Source organism: Dokdonia sp. R78006 (assembly GCF_042466145.1).
Lineage (GTDB): Bacteria > Bacteroidota > Bacteroidia > Flavobacteriales > Flavobacteriaceae > Dokdonia.
Genome location: NZ_JAXHBU010000001.1, coordinates 3,046,307 through 3,067,468 on the forward strand (window position 1 = coordinate 3,046,307; position 21,162 = coordinate 3,067,468).

The 21,162-nt window shown below is 38.2% G+C and carries 17 protein-coding genes; 10 read left to right on the forward strand and 7 right to left on the reverse strand.

Annotation, left to right across the window (positions count from 1 at the left end; all coding sequences use genetic code 11):
* Positions 1-55 precede the first annotated feature (55 nt).
* Complete coding sequence (locus SJY37_RS13535) at positions 56-607, forward strand: hypothetical protein (protein WP_298327985.1); 552 nt, start codon at positions 56-58, stop codon at positions 605-607.
* 94 nt (positions 608-701) lie between these two features.
* Here the strand turns inward: SJY37_RS13535 and SJY37_RS13540 are convergent, their stop codons facing one another.
* The 4 genes from SJY37_RS13540 to hisS all read right to left on the reverse strand — a co-directional run bounded on the left by SJY37_RS13540 (position 702) and on the right by hisS (position 7,750).
* Positions 702-2,195, reverse strand: coding sequence for a lipopolysaccharide biosynthesis protein (locus SJY37_RS13540; RefSeq protein WP_298327982.1), 1,494 nt, complete (start codon positions 2,193-2,195; stop codon positions 702-704).
* A 9-nt stretch (positions 2,196-2,204) separates the two neighbouring features.
* Positions 2,205-3,488 (reverse strand): glycosyltransferase, encoded by a 1,284-nt coding sequence (locus tag SJY37_RS13545; protein WP_298327979.1) that lies wholly within the window; start codon positions 3,486-3,488, stop codon positions 2,205-2,207.
* On the reverse strand, positions 3,488-5,914 hold the full coding sequence (locus tag SJY37_RS13550; RefSeq protein WP_298327976.1) for a YfhO family protein: 2,427 nt from the start codon (positions 5,912-5,914) through the stop codon (positions 3,488-3,490). The genes SJY37_RS13545 and SJY37_RS13550 overlap by 1 nt, the downstream gene beginning before the upstream one ends.
* 453 nt (positions 5,915-6,367) lie before the next feature.
* Positions 6,368-7,750: a histidine--tRNA ligase gene (gene hisS, locus SJY37_RS13555; RefSeq protein ID WP_298327974.1), complete on the reverse strand. Its 1,383-nt coding sequence runs from the start codon at positions 7,748-7,750 to the stop codon at positions 6,368-6,370.
* 604 nt (positions 7,751-8,354) lie between these two features.
* On the opposite strand from hisS, the gene SJY37_RS13560 reads away from it, so the two are divergent.
* Together SJY37_RS13560 and SJY37_RS13565 are read left to right on the forward strand one after the other, a co-directional pair.
* Positions 8,355-9,590, forward strand: coding sequence for an ABC transporter permease (locus SJY37_RS13560; RefSeq protein WP_298327971.1), 1,236 nt, complete (start codon positions 8,355-8,357; stop codon positions 9,588-9,590).
* 87 nt (positions 9,591-9,677) lie between these two features.
* On the forward strand, positions 9,678-11,111 hold the full coding sequence (locus SJY37_RS13565) for a sodium:solute symporter (protein WP_298327968.1): 1,434 nt from the start codon (positions 9,678-9,680) through the stop codon (positions 11,109-11,111).
* A 42-nt stretch (positions 11,112-11,153) separates the two neighbouring features.
* Here SJY37_RS13565 and SJY37_RS13570 read toward each other — a convergent pair whose 3' ends face one another.
* From SJY37_RS13570 to SJY37_RS13580, 3 genes are all read right to left on the reverse strand, one after another.
* Positions 11,154-11,537: a CoA-binding protein gene (locus SJY37_RS13570; RefSeq protein ID WP_298327966.1), complete on the reverse strand. Its 384-nt coding sequence runs from the start codon at positions 11,535-11,537 to the stop codon at positions 11,154-11,156.
* A 403-nt stretch (positions 11,538-11,940) separates the two neighbouring features.
* A complete protein-coding gene (locus SJY37_RS13575) occupies positions 11,941-12,558 on the reverse strand; it encodes a trimeric intracellular cation channel family protein (RefSeq protein ID WP_298327964.1) in 618 nt (205 codons plus the stop codon).
* Positions 12,558-13,283, reverse strand: a complete 726-nt coding sequence (locus SJY37_RS13580; RefSeq protein ID WP_298327961.1) for an RDD family protein — start codon at positions 13,281-13,283, stop codon at positions 12,558-12,560. Before SJY37_RS13580 ends, SJY37_RS13575 begins: the two co-directional genes overlap by 1 nt.
* A 35-nt stretch (positions 13,284-13,318) precedes the next feature.
* Between SJY37_RS13580 and SJY37_RS13585 the strand changes: the two genes are divergently transcribed.
* From SJY37_RS13585 to purB, 7 genes are all read left to right on the forward strand, one after another.
* A complete protein-coding gene (locus tag SJY37_RS13585) occupies positions 13,319-14,311 on the forward strand; it encodes a stage II sporulation protein M (protein WP_298327959.1) in 993 nt (330 codons plus the stop codon).
* A 3-nt stretch (positions 14,312-14,314) separates the two neighbouring features.
* The gene (locus SJY37_RS13590; protein WP_298327955.1) at positions 14,315-15,256 is read left to right on the forward strand and encodes a glycerophosphoryl diester phosphodiesterase membrane domain-containing protein; all 942 of its coding nucleotides are present in this window, start codon (positions 14,315-14,317) and stop codon (positions 15,254-15,256) included.
* Positions 15,249-16,055: a DUF4129 domain-containing protein gene (locus SJY37_RS13595; RefSeq protein WP_298327952.1), complete on the forward strand. Its 807-nt coding sequence runs from the start codon at positions 15,249-15,251 to the stop codon at positions 16,053-16,055. Before SJY37_RS13590 ends, SJY37_RS13595 begins: the two co-directional genes overlap by 8 nt.
* Positions 16,052-17,269 carry a DUF4350 domain-containing protein gene (locus SJY37_RS13600; protein ID WP_298327949.1) on the forward strand — a complete coding sequence of 406 codons (1,218 nt, stop codon included), beginning with the start codon at positions 16,052-16,054 and terminating at the stop codon, positions 17,267-17,269. Before SJY37_RS13595 ends, SJY37_RS13600 begins: the two co-directional genes overlap by 4 nt.
* Positions 17,269-18,336, forward strand: coding sequence for a MoxR family ATPase (locus SJY37_RS13605; protein WP_298327946.1), 1,068 nt, complete (start codon positions 17,269-17,271; stop codon positions 18,334-18,336). Before SJY37_RS13600 ends, SJY37_RS13605 begins: the two co-directional genes overlap by 1 nt.
* A gap of 8 nt (positions 18,337-18,344) precedes the next feature.
* Positions 18,345-19,679: a DUF58 domain-containing protein gene (locus SJY37_RS13610; RefSeq protein ID WP_379953366.1), complete on the forward strand. Its 1,335-nt coding sequence runs from the start codon at positions 18,345-18,347 to the stop codon at positions 19,677-19,679.
* Positions 19,680-19,756: 77 nt separating this feature from the next.
* Entirely contained in the window at positions 19,757-21,100 is a 1,344-nt protein-coding gene (purB, locus tag SJY37_RS13615) for an adenylosuccinate lyase (protein ID WP_013751973.1), read from the forward strand.
* Positions 21,101-21,162 lie beyond the last annotated feature (62 nt).

Below are 21,162 nucleotides of genomic sequence, written 5' to 3' on the forward strand. Positions count from 1 at the left end.
TACCTAACAAGCGCATACCGAAAGACGGTAACGTACAAACCCTAATACTTTTAATATGAAAAAGCTATTACTCGCAGTATTGTTCCTAGGAGGAATGACTGCACAAGCAAACACAGTGACAGATCTCGATCTATCTATAGAAAAAGGGAAACGTTACAATCAGCCACAGTCTATCACATTTACAGAACGTGGTGTTGAATTTGAAGTTTTTATAAATGGGCAGTTTGATTTTGCTCGTACTGGAGAACGTTTTCAGATTCGCAATCAAGGTCGCAGAGGATATGCTCAAAGTACACCAGGTACAACTTACGGAGTGAGTTTTCCATACAGAGGTAACAGCTTTGTAAAATATGATCGTCGTGGAGACATCTATCAAATAGGCCGTAATGTGATAAACTATAACCGAAAAGGAAAAGTAAATCAAATAGGTACTGTTGCACTTCGTTATGAAAATGGTAAACTAGCTCGTGTAGGTGACATGCATGTAATCTACAACAGAAGCGGCCGTATTGTAAAGCTTTCAAGATTTGCACGCGGAAACAACGCACCTTATAAAGCAAATAAAATAAAAGTGAATACTAAAAATAATAAGCGTATTAGAGGTTAGGAATAATCCCGACGATGACTAAACGATAACTTTGGTTGGTTTTTTAAAGCCTCGGTCTGTTTCATTACAGGCTGGGGTTTTTCTATGGAATAAATTATCCTCTTTTTTTAACGATGTTGAGTACTTTATCCATGGCAACATTGATCTCCATAGATAGCTTGAACACGTAAGAAATCAATAGATATCCTATAGTGATAAGCGAGCATTTTAAGGCAATTGCTACTATTGGGCTTATATTAAAATCCCAAAAATAACATAGACAAAACACACCTATAATCAGCCCAAATGTCTTAAGCGAATTCTTTGAAAATGGCTGCATCTTGAATTTAGATTTTACTACAAGAAGCTTAGCAACAGAATATCCTACTGTAGCAATAAGCGTAGCAACTCCTGCTCCATTAATCCCTAATGCTGGAATCAAAATCATATTCAATACAATTGCAACAAGCACGGCAACCACACCTATTACTAGCACGATGCGATAATAATCGCTATTAAAAATGATTGCATTGTTGATACCAAGGCAGTTATCTAATAGTTTTGAAGCGCTTATAAATAGTACCACATACAAGCCCGTTGCATACTCTGGACCTACAAGTAAGTACAAGCTTTTAATGTTACATACGATGAGTAAAAAGAGCAAACCAGAAATCACCAGCAAGCTAAGGCTACTCTTCTTGTAAAGCACACGCATCTTACTCCACTGCTTTTTATTAAGCATCTCTGCCACCATAGGATACGTAATCTGGTGCATCGCTCTAGAAGGCACTCCAATAACCGTAGCGATATAAATAGCAACGGCATAGTAAGCCACATTCTCTATCGCCACATATTTCCCTATCATAAACTTATCGATATCTATAAGTAAGGTCGCCACAGATCCTGCGATGATAATAAGTGTTGAATATTTAACAATTGCAGAGCGCTGTACATCCAGTTTTGAAGTGGTATTTGCACGCTTTCGCGAAAACGTGATTACCGGCCTACGCTGCTTGAAGGCATACACCATCATGATTATCATTCTCACTATATAAATAGCGACAATAAGAATTATAAAAGTGTCCACACTAATAACAGATAATGCTAGTAAAATGAGCAGCAGTGTAACTCCCAAACGATGAAAAACTTCCTTAAGAAAATTACCAAATGTACTTTTGAGCTGCACTTTTGACCAAGAGAAGAAAATCTCAAAATACGCCGAAGACAAGGCTATTATGAAAATATACCAAACATACCCAGAAACAATTTCATTTTTTGACGAAAGGAAATCTGCTATTTGTTGATGTAAGAAATAGGTGATTCCCGTAAGAGGTATAATTAAGAATAATGGCAATAACAGCATCCAACTCAAAAAACGATCTTGATCTTCTCCTTCAAAAGAAGAATAAAACTTTACCATCGTATTTTGAACACCAAAAGCTAGAAACGGCACTAAAATAAAAGCTGTAGAAAGAATAAAACTTACTAAGCCATAATACGTATCGCTCATAAAATTCACGTACAGAAACAACGTATTTACAGCTCCTAGTCCAAAGCCTAAGTAAGTCGTTATAAGATTCTGAAAAGATTGTTTTAATACAATTCCCACGTTATGACATTATAGTTGCGCTATTAAATTACTCAGTTGTGCTGTGAGTTCTCTCCTATGATATTTGGCTACTTCGTTTTCATCACTAGCATACTTGTAGTCACCAGTAAATAACTCTTTAATTACTGATTTCAACTTTTTCTCTTGACTGTAATCTACAAAACTGCCTGTTGCTGTTTTTTCTATAATAGCTCCTATATCCGCTCCCTTTGGACCTATAGCGACTATAGGTCGCTGTGCGCTTAGGTATTCAAAGAGTTTTCCAGCAATGATGCCTTTTGTCTTTTCGGCATTGATTTCTATGAGGAGTAAGGCGTTTGCTTGTTCTTGTAAACGCTGTGCTTCTTGGTGGCTTACATAACCTACAAGGTTTAATTGTGACTCTAGACCAGCTGCCGTTATTGCGTCAATGATTTCTTGACTTACTTTCCCTACAAGTTGTATTTCTAGCGCTTCAGAAAAGGCTGGTAACTCATCACTTAATTCTCTCAATACCTTCCACAACAACTCCGGATTGCGGTCTGATAGTAAAGAACCTATGTGAGATAATACAAACCGCTCCGTAGGTTGATGCGGAGTAATTACTCTATCGTCAAACCCATTTGTGATAACGGTAATAGGTCTTTCGGTAATCGCTTGAAATTCTCTTTTTGTTCCTGGGCTGGTTACAATGATATGATCTGCAGTGGTGAGTACTTGCTTTTCTAACTGCTTGTGACGCGCTTTTGTTTTGGCGGTCATTCGGAGTTTATCGTGATACCCAATAGTCGTCCACGGATCTCTAAAATCGGCTAACCAATTAAGGTTGGGTTTCCATTTTTTAAGTTGGTTGCCTATGAGATGTAGACTGTGCGGTGGTCCTGTAGTGATGATTTTTTCAATATCGTATTCTTCGATATACCTTTTCAAAAATGTCACAGAAGGCGCTACCCACCATACTCTAGCATCTGGCACAAAGAAGTTTCCACGCACGTAGAGCATCGCTTTTTGTAACAAGCTCTGCTTTCCTTCCTTAGGTAAAATGCCCGATGAGATGGTTTTAGTTTGCTTTCGCGAAAGCGTACTCGACCACCCATACGGCTCTTTAATAGGTTGTTTAATCACAGTCACCTTATCTGAAACCTCAGCAACCAAAGAATCATCTACGATAGGATAACTAGGATTTTCTGGAACATAAACTATAGGATCTATGCCAAATTCTGGTAGGTACTTTGTAAACTTGAGCCATCGTTGCACACCAGGACCACCAGCGGGTGGCCAATAATATGCGATGATAAGTACCTTGTTATTCATTAAGCATGTGCTTCTGTATCACGATTTTTTATCGTGTATAATATTCCTCCCGCAACTAGTAAGAAAAGTAATAAACTACTGCCTAGCATAATCATCCCTCCGGTTTTTACCACTTGTGGCTCAAAAGTCATAGTTATTTCATGAGCACCTGCAGGTACTTTAATACCTCTCAAGGCATAGTTTACTGGTAAAATGGTAGTTTCTACACCATCTACGGTGGCAATCCATCCATTTTTGTAATAGTTCTCTGCAAAGACCATAAAGCCGTCGCTACCATTTTCTACTTGGTACACGAGTTTATTAGGCTGCACCTCTTTAGTTTTTACCACAGCCGTGGTATCACGTTGCGGCTGGAAGTTTCCAAGTTCCTCGCGGTATTCCTCTCGGATGAGTACTGTATTTTTTGTGTCTACTTTAGTAAGACCATCAAACTCTGCATTATAATCTGGCACGTACTGTATCTCATTTACAAACCAAGCTGGACCGTTTGCTTCTGGATTTTTGCTAATACTCATTCCCTGCTCACTATCTTGAAGAATGTATTTTACATTATACATGTTGAGCACCTCCGTATTCCCTTGAGCAATCTGCTGATTGTATAAGTCGTCAATAGTACGCGGTTGTACGGCAGAATATCCGTTAAGCGAATTGAAATAGTACGAAGTATGGCTATTATTAAATCCTCGAGCAAGATCAATCACGCGGAAGTAGCTATCATCCTTTCTGATTTCTTCATCTATGGGAGTAATCTGAAAGTTTTGATCATACTGTCGCTGGGTGATAAAGTTTTCTTCATTTACAGAACGTCTATCTACACCTACAAGGTCAAAAACTATGAGCGCACCAATGGTGATTATTGCAATGTTTTCTGAAATTTTTTTCTTGAGCGTTAACCACAAAGCGGTTCCTATAAAAAGAACAAAGAGTAAAGACCTCAACACATCACTTTTTAATACAGCAAGGCGATCTTCTTTTATGGCATTTAATATTTCTGGTTGCTCGATGGCCATCTGTCCTTCGGCGGCAGAGCGTAGGTTAAATAAGCTTCCGCTAAAAAGGTAGAGTATCACAAAAAGACCTGCTAGCGAACCTATAGCAATGAGTAACTTCTTTTGCTTTTCGGCTTGATCTACTCGGTCGTTTAAAAATCTGTGTAAACCTACCATTGCAGCGATAGGTAACAGTAATTCTAAAATCACTTGTATACTCGTAACCGCTCTAAATTTATTGTATAACGGCACGTAGTCAATAAAGAAACGTGTAATTCCTTCTGCGTTCTTTCCCCAACTCAGTACTAAGGAAACAATCATACCTGCTAGTAACCACCAGCGCAATCTTCCATTTACTAGAAACAGTCCTAATAATGCAAGTGCAAAAACTGTTACTCCAAGGTATGGAGGAGCTTCTACAAAGGGCTGTTCTCCCCAGTATAATCTCGTTCCTTGAGCATAATAGCTTACTTCGTTAGGAGGCACTCCTAGTGTGCTTAACTTTTTCGCGAAAGCGGAATCACGACCTAAATCGGCTGCAGTGCCAGTTCCCATAAAATCTGATGCAATGAGATTGAGAGACTCTAGCTTTCCATAACTCCACTGTGTGATATATTCAAAGCCTAGACCGTCTTCTACGGCGTCTTTGGCTAGGTCATCTTTTAATAATTGCTCGCCACGTATACTTGTCTCTGCATACTCTGCAGTAGCAAGTAAGGTGGTTGCGTTTGTAGCGAGACCTAATAGTACGGCAATTACTAATATTCCCGAAGCTTTAAAGAAATGTGGAAGTTGTTTTTTCTTGATAGCATCTATGAGGTATGCAATCCCTAAAATCACACAAAGCAACCCTAGATAATAGGTCATCTGGTAGTGATTTGCTTGTATTTCTAGCCCCATTGCAACGGCAGTGAGTAAAAATCCCCAGAGATATCTTTTTTGATACGTAAGTATAATACCAGCAAGAACTAGCGGAAAATAGCCTATGGCGTGCACCTTTGAGTTATGCCCTACGCCTATAATGATGATGAGATAAGTAGACAGGCCAAAGGCAAGCGCACCTACTACGGCAAGCTTCCAAGGGACGCGCATCACAAGCATTAAAACATAGAAGGATATAAAATATAGAAAAAGATAATCTGCTGGGCGTGGTAAAAAGCGAATCACACGGTCCAACTTATCCATCATATCATACTCAAACCTCGCTCCCATCTGGTATGTAGGCATTCCTCCAAAGGCACTATTAGTCCAGTAGGTCTCCTCACCCATCTCTGCTCTAAAATCACGATGTTGCTTTGCCATCCCTTCATAGAGCTTGATATCATTTTGATAAATACGCTTTCCAGACAACACCGGATTGAAGTAAACCAGCGCCACGACTATAAAGCCAAGGACAACTAGAATATGCGGAAGGAGTTTTTTAAAATCGATGTTCATAGGTGTTATGTCAATAGTCGTTAGTCACCGAGCTTCCCCGTCCCTGGAGGGTGGCTCGGTTTATTCATTATAAATTTTTCTCCCTTTAGGGCTGGGGAAATAAAAAATCTCACCGAGCTTCCCCGTCCCTAAAGGGTGGCTCTGTTTATTCATTATAATTTTTACTCCCTTTAGGGCTGGGGAAAATAAAAATTTATCACCGAGCTTCCCCGTCCCTGAAGGGTGGCTCGGTTTATTAATTATAATTTTTCTCCCTTTAGGGCTGGGGAAATAAAAAATTCTCAACGAGCTTTCCCCATCCCTGAAGGGTGGCTCGGTGTATACGTTATAAAATTTTTACTCCAATTAGGGTTGGGGAATAAAGAATTCATCCGAGCTTTCCCCTACCCTGAAGGGTGGCTCGGTTTATTCATTATAATTTTTACTCCCTTTAGGATTGGAGGAAACAAAATTTTATTTCAAAGCTTCTACTAACCCATCAATCCCGACTGTCTCTTGCGAGCCTTCTGCCATATTTTTGAGTGTGTATTGTTTTGCATCCATCTCTTCTTTTCCTGCAAGTACCAAGAACGGAATATTACGACGATTTGCATACGTCATTTGCTTTTTCATTTGCTTATTGCTAGTCACAGCATCTGGATATAACTCGGCTGAGATTCCTGATTGGCGTAGCTTGCTTATCGCTTGCATTGCATAACCAGCTTCTTGATCTCCAAAGTTTACAAAAAACACTTTAACACCTTCTGTCGCCTCTTCTGGAAATAAGCCTAGCTCCTCAATCACAAGGTAAATACGGTCTAGACCAAAAGAGATCCCTACACCACTCATATCTTTAAGTCCAAAAATACCTGTAAGATCTGCATAGCGACCACCGCCACCTATACTTCCCATCTTTACACCTTCTGGAGCACTTACTTCAAAAATAGCTCCTGTGTAATAGTTAAGTCCGCGGGCTAGGGTTACGTCTAGTTGTAGTGTTGCTGTTTGTAAACCTAAGTTCTCAATGGCATCATTGATAAATAGCAGTTCGTTAATTCCCTCCATTCCCATCTCAGAATCTGCAAGCAAGGTTTTAAGTGTTGCTAGCTGATCACCAAAAGAACCAGAAAGTGTAAACAACGGTGCTACCTTATCTATCGCCTCTTGAGTAATGCCTTTGGCAAGCATTTCTTTAGTAACGCCCTCTTCTCCTATTTTGTCAAGCTTATCTAGCGCTACGGTAAAATCTATGAGTTTATCACTCGCGCCTATCACCTCTGCAATACCAGAAAGCACCTTGCGGTTATTCATCTTGATAGTTACTCCTTCTAGCTTTAATGCGCTAAAAACAGCATCGTATAACTGTACAAACTCCACTTCTTGCCATAGAGAATCACTTCCTACCACATCTGCATCACACTGATAGAACTCACGGAAACGTCCTTTTTGCGGGCGATCTGCTCTCCATACGGGTTGCATCTGGAAACGCTTAAATGGAAATACAATATCATTCTGATGTTGTACTACGTATCTCGCAAAAGGCACGGTAAGATCGTAACGAAGTGCTTTTTCTGAGATTTGTGGTGTGAGTGCTGTTGAGTCCGCTTTTACGAAAGCGTCATCCTTCACCTTACGTAAATAGTCACCACTATTAAGAATCTTAAATATCAAGCGGTCACCTTCTTCTCCATACTTACCCATCAACGTGCTGCTGTTTTCAAAACTAGGCGTCTCGATAGGTTGAAAACCAAAACGCTGAAACTGCGTGCGTATGGTGTTCATAATATAGCTGCGCTTTGCAACTTCTTCTGGTGAAAAATCTCTGGTTCCTTTAGGTATAGAAGGTTTTGTACTCATATTATATGTTAGACGTTAATCCTTTACGTTTTTATTTTGGTAATCTGGTAATTGATTCTTTTAGAGTATCACCTTACATTTTAATTATGCTAGAGGCTATTACTCTTGCTTACATCTCCCTGACTCTCTCTTCATAGAGAAATACTGTTGCAAAGAATGATCTGCTTACGCTTTCGCGAAAATGTGATTTAAAAGCCCCAAATGCTGTTTACATTAATCATTGCTGAGAAGATGTTTACAGTCAAATCCCTGCAAATCCACTACTAACTGTACCAAACGGCATTGCACAAATATCTTAAAAAATGAGGGGTTGCGAGCAAGATTTTAAAACTTTGACAAGACTTCTTAGTTCATACTCGTTAACGACAGTTATTCGCTACGCAAAAACAATGCTCTCTAGCCCTGATTGTAGTGTAAATCCCGCAAGCAATGGCTTAGCCATGCTGAGGAATTGCAACGGAAAGCGGGAAGAAACCCTCGCAAATATGCACTACCGCTTATGCTCCTCATAGCTAAAACTGAAAAGAATCGAGAAATAATGGTAACGTTTTGACCACTTGATAGTCTTATTGTAAATTGTTCCAACCAATTCTGATCTAAAAATATGTTTTCACTCTTCCGCGAGAATCTTCGTATTGCCTTTGATAGTATCAAAAGTCAGCTCCTTAGAACTGTCTTAACCGTTTTTATTATTGCGATAGGTATTACGGCTTTAGTAGGTATACTTAGCCTTGTAAAGGCGCTTGAGAATACGATAAGCTCAGATTTTGCAAGTATGGGAAGTAATACGTTTAATGTGCAACGTTATGAGTTTACCTCTAGACGCTCTGATGAGAAGCAAGTAATTAACCCGATTATAGGCTATCGTCAAGTAAAAGAATTTACGGAACAATATAACTACCCTACTGCGCTTACAGCTATCTCTTTTCAAGGAACACGTAGTGCTGAAGTGAAGTACGAAAGTGACAAAACAGATCCAGAAGCAAGTGTGGTGGGTGTAAATGAGAACTTCTTAAACAACTCCGGACTCAAGCTAGAAAAAGGAAGAAACTTTACTTCTTTCGATATCGATAATAATACACGAGTGTGTATACTAGGAAGTGATTTTTATAAGAATATCTTTAAAGATGACAACCCCATAGGCAAAACGATAAGTGTGCGTGGTACTAAGTTTAACGTTATCGGGATGCTTGAGGAAAAGGGTGCCACCTTTGGTAACAATCAAGATTTACGCGTGCTTATCCCTATACAAGTGGCGAGAACGATGTATACTCAAGCAAACATTAATTATAATGTGAGCGTGATGGTAGAAGATGCCGAGTATATAGATAGTGCCGAGGAAGAAGCTATTCTCACCTTTAGAAACATACGCGGACTCTCACCTATAGAAGAGAATAACTTTGGGATAGGACGCAGTGATGACCTGATTAATCAGATTAGTGAGATTACTGGTGTACTAGGTGTTGCCGCCTGGGTAATTAGTATTATCACCATTTTTGGCTCATGTATCGCCCTTATGAATATTATGCTCGTTTCTGTAACAGAGCGTACACGGGAGATAGGTGTGAGAAAAGCTCTGGGCGCCAAAAAATCTGTAATTGCTGCTCAATTTCTTTATGAAGCAATTATCGTTGGACAGTTAGGCGGACTTCTAGGAATCATACTTGGTATAAGTATAGGAGCACTAATAGCCTCTGTCGCTGGGTTTGTATTTACAACTCCTTGGGGAGCAATCATTGCGGCCACAATTATCACTTTTGTCATAGCTATTCTATCTGGATTGTTTCCTGCTATAAAAGCAGCTAAGCTTGATCCTGTAGAGTCATTGCGTTATGAGTAATAGGTAGTAATTATATAGATAATTTTATTCTTACAATCTGCAATTATTTATCAAAAGGCTATATTCGTATGACCTAACGATTCATGTATGCAACCCATTCATATTTTACTTCTCATTGGAGGATACTTCGGTATCTTAATGCTTATAAGTTACCTTACAAGTAGAGGAGATTCTAACACAGACTTTTTTAAAGCTGGAAAGCAATCCCCTTGGTATCTTGTAGCTTTCGGGATGATAGGTGCTTCGTTATCTGGAGTTACCTTTATTTCTGTACCTGGATGGATTGAGGCATCAAGCTTTAGTTACTTTCAAGTCGTACTTGGTTACACTGTGGGTTATGCAGTCATAAGTCTTGTACTCCTACCTCTCTACTATAAGCTCAACCTTACCTCTATTTATACTTATCTTGAAGGAAGATTTGGTACATACTCTTATAAAACGGGAGCCTCCTTCTTTTTATTAAGTAGAATTATAGGCGCAAGTTTTAGATTATATTTAGTAGCAAACGTGTTGCAACTACTCGTGTTTGATGAGATGGGAGTTCCGTTTTTTGTTACAGTTACGATCACTATACTGCTTATCTGGTTATATACCTTTAAAGCAGGTATCAAAACTATTGTGTGGACAGATACCTTGCAGACGCTCTTTATGCTTATCGCAGTAGGTGTTGCTATTTACTTTGTAAGTGACGAGATGGGACTAAGTGCAAGTGCCTTAGTCAATCTTATTTCTGAAAGTGATATGAGTCAGATTTTCTTTTTTGACGATTGGAAAAGCGGTGACTTCTTTGTAAAACAATTCTTATCTGGAGCTTTTATTTCTATTGTAATGACAGGACTTGATCAAGATATGATGCAAAAAAATCTTACTTGTCGCAATCTAGAAGACGCACAAAAAAATATGTTCTGGTTTACCATTGTGCTTACCATTGTAAATCTTGTTTTTCTTGCTTTAGGGTTATTGCTTACTGTATATGCTTCTCAAAATGGAATCGATGCTCACAAAGACCAACTCTTCCCTACCATTGCTGTAAATAGCGGCTTAGGAATAGGACTGGCTATTGTTTTCTTACTAGGATTAATTGCAGCAGCATATTCTAGTGCAGATAGCGCACTTACTTCACTTACTACCTCCTTTAGTATAGATATTCTAGAGATTGAAAAGAAATACGACGCAATTAGACAAGTTGCCATACGCAAGCGCATACATATCGCTATGTCTATAGTACTTATTCTTGTAATCATCATATTCAAATATGTGATTGCTGATGCTACTGTAATTGCAAAGTTATTTACGTTTGCGGGATATACTTACGGTCCACTATTAGGACTTTATGCCTTCGGCTTATTTACAAAGTGGAATGTGAACGACAAGTTTGTTCCTGTTGTGGCGATTGCTTCGCCTATTCTAGCCTACTTTATAAGTGCTTTTGCTTCTACGGTTGGGTTTGAATTTGGCTTCTTTATATTGATCTTGAATGGCGCCTTAACATTCTTAGGACTACTTTTTATTAAGAAATAATGGGTACGCTTTCGCGAAAGCGTAATTAGAAAAACTACCGCTTTAGTATTGACCCGTAGCGAGCATAACAAGGGTGCATGCAGATTCTGTAAGAATACCTTTAGATTGTAATTTCATGGCAAATGCAGGATTCTCTGTTCCTGGATTAAAAATCACACGCCTAGGGTTGAGGTCTATGATAAAATCATAATACTCCTCTTGACGCTGTGGATTGAGATACAAAGTAATGGTATCCAAATTTTCTTTGAGAGTATCACATTTTGCGACTGCTGTATCAAATGTTATAATCTGCGTAGTGCCTACTTTTCCTTCTCTTAGACCTATAGCAATGACAGGAATGTCTAGAGCATCTAAACGTATAATTGCACTATGTGAATATCTCTGTGGCTTCAATGAAGCGCCTATGACCATGGTAGCTTTTAACATAAGGTAAAGTTAAATAATAATTATGGTGTAACGTTGACTCAATTAAACCGTCTATAGGGTAAGTTAACTTATTTGTTAGGGACGTTTTTAATTCGTTTTGATGGTTAGTGTTTATTAAAAACGATACCTAGCAAAGAAATCCCGAGAACTCGAGTCTCGGGATTTTGTTTTTTGAGGCTTTTCAGTCCAAATAAGCCTTCCCAGGTTAAAAAATTGTTAATTCAATACTTGCCTTGAAACTTTGCTCACTTTTTCTCGTCTATGAGTATATACTGTAGTCTCAACACTGGAACTAACATTTGGTTTTATAAATTATTTGAATTAGCCTTTAAAATATTTTAAACCTGTTTTCTAAAGAGTCTATTAGGTTTTAAAAGGTTTTTGCTAGCGCAGAAACCTTTTTTTATGCTTGCTGTTTCCTATAAACACTAGGTAAGCTCCATTTCTTTACTACAGCGAGTGTTCTTATAAGAATAGTGATACTGCCTGCAATAAGCATGGCGTATACCTTAGGTAAGCCAGAAGTTTCAAGTGACAAATAGATACTTCCGCCTAGTATACATACGGTGGCATATATCTCTTTATGAAAAATTACAGGGATTTCATTACATAATATATCACGCAACACTCCACCAAAACATGCAGAAATAGTACCTAGCACTACACATATTACGGGATGTAACCCTGCTGCACTTGCAATTTGCACTCCCGCCATCGTATATAGAGCAATCCCAATCGTATCAAATAAGAATAAGGAACGTCTCACATACTTGAGCTGACTTCTAAAAATAATAGCTATGATGGTCGTTCCAAATATTACGTACACAAACGTCATATTGAGCATCCAGCTCACAGGGGTTTTCCCTATGAGTATATCTCTCAAAGTACCACCACCTACAGAAGTGACAAGCGCGATAATAAGAATGCCAAAAACATCCATTTTTTTACGCATAGCCGTGAGCGCACCAGATATTGCAAAGGATATTGTCCCGAGTATATCAATAATTGTAGTAATCTCCATTATTGCTGTGTGTAGTAGTTATAATCTGCAAGGACACGCTCTACAAATTGAATATTATTCTCGTCTGGAGTAGTTACATCCATTTTCTCCCTGAGCCTATCTGCTAGTTTTACAATCACATTGTGATTACCGTTGCGCTTAGCATTTAAAAATAGTGTTTTAATAAGCTGTACATCTTTATCATTAAAGACGGTAACTTGAGGATAAGTAGGCACGTAATCTAAAGGAATATCTACTATGAGACTATCGGAAAGACGCACACGTTTCTTTTCTGTTATTACGGTAGTTCCTGCTGCCATATCTCCTAAGCGCTGTCCTTTCTCACTTATCAAGATACTTACAACGGCAATACCCCCAGAGGAACCTGCAATATCAATAATGCGCATAATCCATCGTACAAAGTAGCTTCCAAAACCTGGTTTTGAACCATCTAGCTTGACTACTCTAATTTTCATTGCCGCTTTTCCGGGTGTTTTTCCGTCCCAGAATGTTTCAAAAAGAATGTAATAAAGAAAAATAGGCAAGCCCAACACCATGTAGTAAACCCATAAATCACCCATAGACTGGGAGTCTAGACCAAACTGTGCTATTAAAAACAAAGAAAGAATCCAATAAGCAATCAAAATCAATCCATCAATTAGGAATGCAAGAATGCGATCGCCTATGCTCGCAACATTCTGATAAATACTTACATTTTGGGCGGTTTCTATTTGAAAGTTATCCATATATTCTTTTTCTTTACCTCTATAACAAGGTGTATATGCGTGAAGCTGCTTTTGTCAAGCAAAATAAGGATAAATGGTTAACATTTGAAAGTGTTCTGGTCAACAAAGATCAGATTCATCCAGATGAGCTATCTAGTCTTTACATGGAAGTGACAGATCACCTTAGTTATGCGCAAACATTTTATCCTCAAAGCAAGACTTTAGAGTATTTAAATCACCTTGCCTCTCAGTCACATCAAATCATATACAAGACAAAGCGTGAGTCAAGCAAGCGCTTTATAACATTCTTTACAGAGGAGTTCCCGCTTATTATGTATCGCTACCAGCGACAACTGCTTATCGCTTTTTTAACCTTTTTACTGTTTAGTATTATAGGCGCTTACAGCGCTGCAAATGATGGGTCTTTTGTAAGGGGCATTATGGGTGATGGTTATGTCAATATGACCCTCAGTAATATTGAGAAAGGCGATCCTATGGGTGTTTATAAAAAACAAGGAGAACTCAATATGTTTTTAGGAATTACCATTAATAACATAAAAGTCGCATTGATGGCGTTTGTTTACGGAATCTTCTTAACCATAGGATCGTTGTATATCATCATGCGCAACGCTATCATGCTGGGCAGTTTTCAATATTTCTTTTTTGAGCAAGGCGTAGGTTGGGAATCTGTGCGTACCATATGGATACACGGTACTATAGAAATCTCAGTAATAATCATAGCAGGATGCGCAGGCATGGTGCTAGGTAATTCTATTTTATTTCCTCAGACATACACACGCCTAGAATCGTTTAAAAGAGGAATGAAAAACGGCCTCAAAATCGTTGTAAGCACCATACCTCTTTTTGTGATAGCAGGCTTTCTAGAAGGGTTTGTAACAAGACATACAGAAATGCCAGACTGGCTTGCAATTGTAATTATCGCAAGCTCTCTCGCTTTAATCATATTTTATTACGTGTACTACCCTATTAAAAAACATAAAGAAGAAGCTGCTAGACTAGCGCTTGTTCCTAATCTTGAAAATTTATAATTAATGACCTTAACTAAACTAGTGGAATTTAGAAAACAGCGTGAACTTGGCCAGATCATAAGTGACACATTCACCTTTTTACGCCGTAATGCAAAACCACTTCTTTCTGTACTTGTGCGCACTTGTGCCATCCCTTTTATTCTTCTCATTGTTGCTGTAGGATTTTACACCAAAGCTACGGCGGGCGCAAATTTCTTAACAAGTTTTGGTGATGGATCAGACATGAGTACCTTCTTCATCTCCGTTGTATGCCTTGCCATTGTGGGTATTATATACAACTCAATGCTCTACGGAAGCGTTTCTGAATATATTAAAGCATACATCGCTGGAGGTAACGTTCCTGATCCTACTACAGTAGTAGATACTATTAAGTCAAAAACTGGTACTTTTTTAGGTCTAGGTTTTACAAACTTATTGATCATACTAGTTGTAGCGTTAGTTCCTGTGGGATTAGGTGGTGCCATATTTGCAACAGGATCTGAGGCTATAGGTGTCTTAGTTGTGATACTAGCTATCTTTCCATTAATTTATGTTTATGTTAAGCTTAGTGTGATCTTTCCTACGCTTATAAACAAGAATCTTAGCATAAAGGAAGCTATAAAAGAGAGTTCAAGCTTGATTAAAGATGAATGGTGGATGACGTTTATAACGCTTATCATCATTGGTTTTTTAATTGGAGTAATTGGCTTTGTTTTTCAAGTTCCCGTGGTTATTTATACGCTTATTAAGACCATAACTAGTGTACAATCTGGTTCTATGGGTGATCCTACAGCGCTTTTTGACAATGTTTATCTTGTGTTACAGGTTCTTGCCTCTGCAATGAACTATATCTTATACACTATACTCGCTATCTCTACAAACTTTATTTATTTCAACCTTAACGAGCGTAAAAATCAGACAGGAAGTCTTGATCAAATAAACAATATAGGCAGCAATAATGCATAAACTGTGGTTGCTATGTATACTGTTTCTATGTTCGCTTTACGCGAAAGCTACTGCTATACAACAAACTCAAGAAGAAACTACTACAGAGGAAATCGTTGAAGAGGAAGTAATCTATCCCGAAAATACCTATCATGATCCTCGTGGTATTATTTCTTATGATGAAGGATCAGTAACACCGCTTCCCATCTCTGAAAATAGTCTTGATGAGTACAAACAAGACGATGAGTTCAATTATAAAGAAGCGACTCCAGAAGATACCTGGTGGACACGCTTTAAAAGAAAAATTGATGACCTATATAGCGCCTTCATACGCTGGCTTACTGGTGGTAATGAAGCGTCTGGTATCTGGGCAGTCATAGTAGAACTACTACCCTATTTGCTAATCATAGGTTTACTAGTATTCTTTGTATGGCTATTTATGAAAATAGATAGCGGTTCCTTATTAATGGAAAAAATAAAAGCTCCGGAGACATTATTATCTGATGATGAGGAACTCATAAAGCGACAAGACCTGGACCAACTCATTGAGCAGGCTATTGCTGCTGGTAATTATAGACTAGCTGTGCGTTTTTATTATCTACGTGTACTTCAGAAAATGAGTGCTCAAGATCTTATAGACTGGCAAGTACAGAAAACAAATCATGACTATTTATTCGAGATAGAAGATCTTAATTTAAGAAACCAGTTCAGAAAAGTGACAGATATTTACGACTATATCTGGTATGGAAATTTTGAGGTCGATGAGACCGCTTTCGCGAAAGCAAAAACATCTTTCACCCAAATAAATAATGAGCTATGAGCAATAAATTTAAAGTAATTGCCGGTGTGCTGCTACTTGCTCTTGCACTCGTTATTTATATGGAGTCAAGTACTAAGGAAGATATAAACTGGTATCCAAGTTATACAAAGACTGATAAAATTCCATACGGAACGTATGTGTTACACGATCTACTAGAAAACAACTGGCAAAAGGATAAGTTTAAGGAAGTGCGCATACCTCCTTATGAGTTTATGTCAGATAGCTCGGATGCGCATGGCACTTATTTATTTGTAAATGATTACATCCTTTTTAGTGAAGATGAATCGCTCAAACTGTTATCGTGGGTAAGTGAGGGTAACACGCTATTTATTGCAGCAAGAGGAATAGGCGAGACGATACTAGATACCTTATCACTAGAAACTGATCTATATTATGATTATGATAATTTTGAGCGCAAGCCACTTGTAAATCTCGTAAACCCAAGCTTACGTAGAGAAACTCCTTATTATCATGATGTAGAGACCACCGCTGGTTTTTTTGAAGAGGTAGATACTCTAAATACCGTTGCCTTAGGGGAGTTTGGCCTTATGGTTGACAAAGACACCATAACCGTCGCAGAGCCTAGAATAAATTTTATAAAACAAGATTTTGGCAAAGGTGAGATTGTCATCCATCTTATGCCTGAGACGTTTACTAACTATTTTATACTGAGAGAGGATAATTATACGTACACAAAAAATGTACTCTCCTATCTAGATCAGAATGAAGTGCTTTACTGGGATAATCATTATAAAAATGGTAAAACCATTTATACGAGTCCGCTGTATATATTCTTTCAGAACAGATATTTGAAGTGGGCTTATTACATCTTGCTCATAGGTGCCTTTTTATGGGTAGTATTTGAAGGGAGACGCAAGCAGCGAGCTATCCCAATTATAAAACCACTACCTAACCAGACGCTCACATTTACAAAGACTATTGCGGGAATGTATCTTGATAAGAAAGATCACAAGAGCATCGTGAGTCATCAAATAAGTCATTTTCTAGAGTTCATACGCAGTAACTATGCTCTAGACACCAATGTGATAAGTGAAGGATTTATCAATAAGCTAGCATCCAAAAGCAGCAACACGCTAGAGCAAACTAAATTACTGATTAATTATATGGTGGCTTTAAGAGCTAAGCAAATCATAAGTCAGGAAGAATTATTAGAACTTAATAAACGCATAGAAGCATTTAAAAATCAAAAATAATGGACGATATCACACCACAAGATCCAGATAATACAACAGATGGAATCACTAATGCTACTCCTTCTCCATCGCAAGATGTAAATCAAGCAGATGAAGGAATCGCGTTTACTAATAGAATCCCATTAGAAGAACTACGCAATGCTGCCGAAGCAATACGAGCAGAGCTTGGTAAAATTATTATTGGGCAACACGAATTTATAGAGCTCCTCATTGTTGCTTTACTTTCTGATGGTCACGTTCTCATAGAAGGTGTTCCTGGTATTGCAAAGACAGTAACGGCAAAGTTATTTGCAAGAACTCTAGACACACAGTTTGGACGTATACAGTTTACACCAGACTTGATGCCAAGTGACGTATTAGGAACTTCGATTCTTAATATGAAAACTAGCGAGTTCGAATTTAAGAAAGGTCCTATATTTTCAAATATCGTCCTTATTGATGAGATTAACCGTGCACCTGCTAAAACACAAGCTGCACTTTTTGAATCTATGGAAGAACGCCAGATTACTATAGATGGCACAAAATATATCATGGAACCTCCTTTTATGGTGCTTGCAACTCAAAACCCAGTAGAGCAAGAAGGAACCTATGCACTACCAGAAGCACAGCTAGACCGTTTTCTATTTAAGATTAAAGTAGATTATCCTACGCTAGAACAAGAAGTAGCTATACTACAAAGTCATCACGATCGTAAAGGTGGTGCTCCACAAAAAGGTATTGAGGCTGTACTTAATCCAGCTAAGCTTGCAGATTTTAGAAAGCAAACGCAAGAAGTGCTTATAGAAGAAAAGATTTTAAACTACGTCGCAGAGATTGTTGTAAAATCTAGAACGCATCCACATTTATACCTTGGAGGATCTCCTCGTGCATCACTTGCTATCATGAATGCTTCAAAAGCATTTGCTGCTATTGCAGGTAGAGACTTTGTGATTCCAGAAGATGTAAAACGTGCGGTTATACCAGTAATGCGTCACCGTTTAATACTCGCTCCAGAGCGTGAAATGGAAGGAATGACCACAGAGCAAGTGATCGATATGATTGTTCAATCTGTTGAAATACCACGATAATAGTGGGTATTATAAGATTTATAAAAGGTTTTTTTGTTCACCAGCGTCTCTTTTATGCGCTGGGAGTTATAGGTGTGCTTTATTTAATTTCCTATTGGTTTAATAGCCTATTTGGAATCACTAATATCTTACTGCTATTATTGGTGCTCGCATTTTTTGTGGATGCATTAGTTCTTTTTCGCGCAAGCGGAAAAATAAAAGGTGTAAGAGAGCTACCAGAAAAATTCTCTAACAGTGATGCAAATGAGCTTCCTGTAATCCTTGAGAATAAATACCCATTTGCAGTTACGCTTGATATTATAGATGAAATACCAGAGCAGTTTCAAAAACGTGATTTTAGTAAAGTAATTGAGATCCCAGCACGAGAAACAAGATCATTTGTATATTCCTTGCGTCCTACAGAGCGTGGTGAGTACACCTTTGGGCATCTCAATGTTTATGTGAGTACGAAGCTTAAACTTGTAAAACGTCGCTACCGCTTTGAGAAAGATCAGATGGTAAAGGTGTACCCATCTTTTATCCAAATGAAAAAGTATGCATTTCTTGCCCTAGACAATAGACTTACTATGCACGGCATGAAAAAAATACGCCGCCTGGGACACACGATGGAGTTTGAGCAAATTAAAGACTACGTCCCTGGTGATGATGCACGTACCATTAACTGGAAAGCAACGGCAAAGCGTGCGAGCCTAATGGTAAATCAGTTTCAAGACGAGAAGTCGCAACCTGTATATGCGCTTATAGATGCTAGCCGTGTGATGAAGATGCCTTTTAAAGGCCTGACGCTTCTGGATTATGCGATTAACAGTACGCTAGCATTTTCTAACATCGCCTTAAAGAAAAAAGACAAAGTGGGGATGCTCACCTTTGCAGAGACTATTAAAAACCACCTTCCTGCGAGTAGTAAGAAAACACACTTACAGACCATTTTAGAGGTGCTTTACAATATTGACACTAAGTTTTTGGACAGTGATTACGGTGCGTTGTACAACCAGGTAAAACGTAAAATCACACAACGCAGCTTACTACTATTATACACAAATTTTGAGCACATAACTGCGCTTGAAAGACAGTTACCTTATTTAAAAGCGCTTTCGCGAAAACATGTCTTGGTGGTTATCTTTTTCCAAAACACAGAACTCGATCAGCTCATTGCAACACCTGCCGACACACTTCCAGAAGTGTATCATAAAACGATTGCCCAAAAAGCAGATCTTGATAAAAAAGTAATGGTTGCTCGACTTGAACAATACGGTATTCAAACCATATTAACCAAGCCAGATGATCTCACGGTAAGTACTATTAATAAATATCTAGAAATTAAAGCAAGAGGCCTATTATAATCTGTCGATTTTTGCATTAGAATTCGGATAGACGAAGTCTTCTATATATATTTGTCCCTTAACTAAAATCACAACAAATGTCGTTGTCACCACTTCAAGCCATCTCACCTATTGATGGTCGTTACGCCTCAAAAACAGAAACTTTAGTTCCTTTCTTTTCTGAAGCCGCACTTATCAAATACAGAGTAAAAGTAGAAGTAGAATATTTTATCGCCTTGTGTGAGCTACCACTTCCGCAACTTGAAGGTGTAGATAAAAGTGTTTTTACCGCTTTGCGCGAAATTTACCAAGACTTCACTACAGAAGATGCACAAGCAATAAAAGACATAGAGAAAGTAACAAACCACGATGTAAAAGCGGTAGAATACTTTATCAAAGAAAAATTTGATGCACTTGACCTTGCATCTTACAAGGAGTTTATCCACTTTGGATTAACGTCTCAGGATATTAATAATACTGCGATCCCGATGTCTCTTAAAGACGCGATGAATCAAGTATATATTCCAGAATTACTGGAGGTTGTAGATCACCTTAAGCAGCTTGTAGACGAGTGGGCAAACATTCCTTTATTAGCTCGTACACACGGACAGCCAGCTTCTCCTACTCGTTTAGGAAAAGAGATTGAGGTTTTTGTAGTTCGTATAGAGGAGCAACTCAACTTATTGAATGATATTCCTAGTGCTGCAAAATTTGGTGGTGCTACAGGAAATTTCAACGCACATAAAGTAGCATACCCATCTATAGATTGGAGAGCATTTGGTAAGTCATTTGTACATGATACGCTAAAAATGCATCACTCCTTCCCTACTACACAAATAGAGCACTATGATCACATGGCGGCATTATTTGATGGACTTAAGCGTATTAATACGATTTTAATAGATCTTGATCGTGATTTCTGGACCTATGTATCTATGGATTACTTCAAACAGAAAATTAAAGCTGGAGAAGTAGGTTCTAGTGCAATGCCGCATAAAGTGAACCCAATTGACTTTGAAAATAGTGAAGGAAACTTAGGTATTGCAAACGCTATTTTTGAGCACCTTTCTGCAAAACTTCCTATCTCAAGACTACAAAGAGATCTTACGGATAGTACGGTATTAAGAAATATAGGCGTACCATTAGGACATACATTAATAGGATTACGTTCTACCGTAAAAGGATTGAATAAACTATTAATAAACGAAGAAAAAATCGCTGCCGACCTAGAGAATAACTGGGCTGTAGTAGCAGAGGCTATCCAGACTATTCTAAGAAGAGAAGGATATCCTAATCCTTACGAAGCGCTTAAAGCACTTACTAGAGTAAATAGTAAAATCACAAAAAAGTCTATGGCTGAGTTTGTAGATACACTTGAGGTAAGCACGGCAATTAAGAAAGAATTAAAAGCAATTACTCCTCAAAATTATACAGGGATATAGTAGTTCGCTTTCGCGAAAGCGCAACACTCATTAAATTAAAAGAGCTAATTTTCAAAAATTTA

Bases quoted from the DNA above. Each gene is read 5' to 3' on its own strand.
- SJY37_RS13590 (WP_298327955.1), top strand. From the start codon at position 14,315: ATGACCTTAACTAAACTAGTGGAATTTAGAAAACAGCGTGAACTTGGC.
- SJY37_RS13565 (WP_298327968.1), top strand. From the start codon at position 9,678: ATGCAACCCATTCATATTTTACTTCTCATTGGAGGATACTTCGGTATC.
- SJY37_RS13605 (WP_298327946.1), top strand. From the start codon at position 17,269: ATGGACGATATCACACCACAAGATCCAGATAATACAACAGATGGAATC.
- SJY37_RS13545 (WP_298327979.1), bottom strand. From the start codon at position 3,488: ATGAATAACAAGGTACTTATCATCGCATATTATTGGCCACCCGCTGGT.
- SJY37_RS13570 (WP_298327966.1), bottom strand. From the start codon at position 11,537: ATGTTAAAAGCTACCATGGTCATAGGCGCTTCATTGAAGCCACAGAGA.
- hisS (WP_298327974.1), bottom strand. From the start codon at position 7,750: ATGAGTACAAAACCTTCTATACCTAAAGGAACCAGAGATTTTTCACCA.
- purB (WP_013751973.1), top strand. From the start codon at position 19,757: ATGTCGTTGTCACCACTTCAAGCCATCTCACCTATTGATGGTCGTTAC.
- SJY37_RS13580 (WP_298327961.1), bottom strand. From the start codon at position 13,283: ATGGATAACTTTCAAATAGAAACCGCCCAAAATGTAAGTATTTATCAG.
- SJY37_RS13595 (WP_298327952.1), top strand. From the start codon at position 15,249: ATGCATAAACTGTGGTTGCTATGTATACTGTTTCTATGTTCGCTTTAC.
- SJY37_RS13550 (WP_298327976.1), bottom strand. From the start codon at position 5,914: ATGAACATCGATTTTAAAAAACTCCTTCCGCATATTCTAGTTGTCCTT.
- SJY37_RS13575 (WP_298327964.1), bottom strand. From the start codon at position 12,558: ATGGAGATTACTACAATTATTGATATACTCGGGACAATATCCTTTGCA.
- SJY37_RS13560 (WP_298327971.1), top strand. From the start codon at position 8,355: ATGTTTTCACTCTTCCGCGAGAATCTTCGTATTGCCTTTGATAGTATC.
- SJY37_RS13585 (WP_298327959.1), top strand. From the start codon at position 13,319: ATGCGTGAAGCTGCTTTTGTCAAGCAAAATAAGGATAAATGGTTAACA.
- SJY37_RS13600 (WP_298327949.1), top strand. From the start codon at position 16,052: ATGAGCAATAAATTTAAAGTAATTGCCGGTGTGCTGCTACTTGCTCTT.
- SJY37_RS13535 (WP_298327985.1), top strand. From the start codon at position 56: ATGAAAAAGCTATTACTCGCAGTATTGTTCCTAGGAGGAATGACTGCA.